Raw genomic sequence first — 2601 nt, 5'->3', positions numbered from 1 at the left:
GCATGTCGTCAGCTCCTTTCGAAGTATTCATGGATTTGGCGTACGGCCATCGCTCCTTCACCGACGGCGGATGCGACTCGTTTCACCGAGCCTCGGCGGATGTCGCCCGCCGCGAACAGGCCGGGCAGGCTGGTTTCGAGCGTCCTGGACAGGCCATCGCTGATCGGCAGGTTGCCGTCTGCTCGGGAGTGGATCGCGTCCATGCCGGTGAGGACGAAGCCGTGGTCGTCGAGTGCGATCGCTTCGGCCAGCCACCCGGTGTGCGGTACTGCCCCGATGAAGACGAACAGGGCGCGCACCCGGATCGTGTCCTGCTCGCCGCTGCGATTGTCCTCGACCGCAATTTCGTCGAGGTATTTCTCGCCGTGGACCGCACGAATCTCGGTGTTCCGGTGCACGGTTACGCGCGGGTGGTGTTCGATCTGGTCGACCAGGTAACGGGACATGCTCTTTCCGAGGTCATCGCCGCGGATGAGCAGGTGCACGTGTGAGACATGCTCGGCGAGGAAGACGGCAGCCTGGCCGGCGGAGTTGCCGCCACCGACGATGGCTATCGGGTCGGTGCCGCATATCCGCGCTTCCTGGTGGGTTGCGGCGTAGTACACGCTCGTTCCTTCCAGCGCCTCGATCCCCTGAACGGCCAACTTGCGGTATCGCGCCCCGGCGGCGAGCACAACGGCCCGGGCGTGAACCGTGCCGCCGTCCGCCAGTCGGAGCACATGGTTCCCGGCGTCGGATCCCAAACCGGTCACTTCTGCCGACACCAGGATGCGGGCGCCGAACTTCCCGGCCTGAAGCACGGCTCGCTCGGCCAATTCGGAGCCGGAGACCCCGGCGGGGAAGCCCAGATAGTTCTCGATCCGGGAGGAGGTACTGGCTTGGCCGCCCGCGGCGATCCGCTCCAACGTCACCGTGTTCAACCCGTCCGAGGCGCCGTACACCGACGCGGCCAGACCGGCCGGTCCGGCACCCACGACGACGAGGTTGTATACGTCCTTGGCTGCGTCCGCGACGGATGCCGGGACGGCAAGCCCGACGACGCGTGCGAGTTCCGCATTCGTCGGATTGCGCAGCACCTTCTCGCCGTGCCAGATCACGACGGGTGTGTCCTCGGGGGCGACGTTCAGGCTGCGTAGCAGCTGCTCCGCCCGTTCGTCCTGCTCCAAGTCGAACCACCTGTGGGGCAAACGATTTCGCATGGCAAACTCGCGAAGCCGCAATGTATCGGGGGAGAAACAGGAGCCGATGATCCGGAACCCCGAGCCGAGCCCGATCAGCAGGTGTCGACGCACCAGGTAGGCGCGCAGGATCAGATCGCTGAGCACGGGATCGTGGGTAATCAGCTCGCGCACCTGCTCGGCCGGGACGACGAGTATCTCGCCGTCCTCGATCGCTTCGGCGGTGAAGAACGCCACCTGGCCTTCCAACAGTCCGAGTTCGCCCAGGAAGCGCCCGGGCCCGTGGACGCGCAGTATCCGGCGCTCGCCGTCCCCGTCGCCCTCGTCGACGACTGCGACCTTGCCGGAAAGGACCACGACGAAATCGTTGCAGGGCACGCCTTCTCGGATCAGCACCTCGCCGGCGCGAACCGACCGACGCGAGCCTCCGAGCTCGAGCGTCGCGACCTGGTCGTCCGTCAGACGCGGGAAAGCACCCTCCTCGTCCGCGGTCTCGTCGTCGACCGGCGGACTGTCCCCAACGGGTGAGGCGCGCTCAGACGAAGTTCTGGTCGACATAACACCACCGCCAATCTTCACCGGGCTCCATCGACTGGACGATCGGATGGCCGATGGCGTGAGCGTGAGCACTCGCGTGCCTGCCCGGCGAAGAATCGCAGCAACCGACGTGTCCGCACGTCAGACACAGCCTCAGATGCACCCACGGGGTGCCGAGGCGAAGACATTCCTCGCAACCCTGCGGGGTACGGGGCACCACGGCCCGGATCGCGGTTACATGTGGGTCCGCGTGGACAGGACTCATGACTTCGCCTCCTCGCCGGCATTTTCCGAGAGCGCCTGATCGAGCCACGTGCGCAACTGGGGCACGGGAGCCGCGCCCGACTGACGAGCGAGAACCTCACCCCGGTCCATCACCAGCAGAGTCGGCACGGCGCGGACGGTGAATCGTTCGGCCGTCCGGGGTGCGGCATCCACGTCGACCTTGACCAGCTTGATCTGGCCGGCGTGTTCTCTGGCGAGCTGCTCGAGCGCGGGGCTGACCATGCGACACGGGCCGCACCACGTCGCCCACAGATCCACGAGCACAGGCACCGAGGATTTTTCGACGATCTCCGCGAAGTCGCCGTCTCCCGCTGCGGCGATCCAGGGCAGCGGCTCGTGGCAGTTCCCACAGCGAGGTCTTCCTTCCCCTGCTGCCGGGATGTTGTTGGTCTTGCCGCAGTTCGGGCACTTCACCTTTTCGGATCCCATGACCAGTTACCTCTTCTCAGGCCGCCGCGAAGGCGGGTTCGGCATACGCGACGGCAAGCTCGCCGCCGTCCACCGTGACGCTGATGGTGCCGTCCGGTTTGATCTCGCCGCGCAACAGTGCACGGCCGATCTTGGTTTCGACCTCGTGTGCGATGTATCGGCGCAGCGGCCG

The 2601-nt window shown here is 66.3% G+C and carries 4 protein-coding genes; all 4 read right to left on the bottom strand.

Annotation, left to right across the window (positions count from 1 at the left end):
• Positions 1–8: 8 nt before the first annotated feature.
• Entirely contained in the window at positions 9–1736 is a 1728-nt protein-coding gene (locus tag VIQ49_RS25315) for an FAD-dependent oxidoreductase (RefSeq protein ID WP_045065869.1), read from the bottom strand.
• Positions 1714–1980, bottom strand: coding sequence for a UBP-type zinc finger domain-containing protein (locus tag VIQ49_RS25310; protein ID WP_007735548.1), 267 nt, complete (start codon positions 1978–1980; stop codon positions 1714–1716). Before VIQ49_RS25310 ends, VIQ49_RS25315 begins: the two co-directional genes overlap by 23 nt.
• The gene (gene trxA / locus VIQ49_RS25305; protein WP_045065867.1) at positions 1977–2429 is read right to left on the bottom strand and encodes a thioredoxin; all 453 of its coding nucleotides are present in this window, start codon (positions 2427–2429) and stop codon (positions 1977–1979) included. Before trxA ends, VIQ49_RS25310 begins: the two co-directional genes overlap by 4 nt.
• A gap of 16 nt (positions 2430–2445) precedes the next feature.
• The coding region (locus tag VIQ49_RS25300; protein ID WP_331889340.1) for a hypothetical protein at positions 2446–2601 on the bottom strand (156 nt) is incomplete at its 5' end.

Origin of the sequence: Williamsia sp., assembly GCF_036566845.1 — a bacterium.
Classification (GTDB): domain Bacteria; phylum Actinomycetota; class Actinomycetes; order Mycobacteriales; family Mycobacteriaceae; genus Williamsia.
This window is presented reverse-complemented; position numbering and strand designations above follow the sequence as displayed.

Coding starts and splice junctions, on each gene's coding strand:
- VIQ49_RS25315 (WP_045065869.1), bottom strand. CDS start 1,736: ATGTCGACCAGAACTTCGTCTGAGCGCGCCTCACCCGTTGGGGACAGT.
- VIQ49_RS25310 (WP_007735548.1), bottom strand. CDS start 1,980: ATGAGTCCTGTCCACGCGGACCCACATGTAACCGCGATCCGGGCCGTG.
- trxA (WP_045065867.1), bottom strand. CDS start 2,429: ATGGGATCCGAAAAGGTGAAGTGCCCGAACTGCGGCAAGACCAACAAC.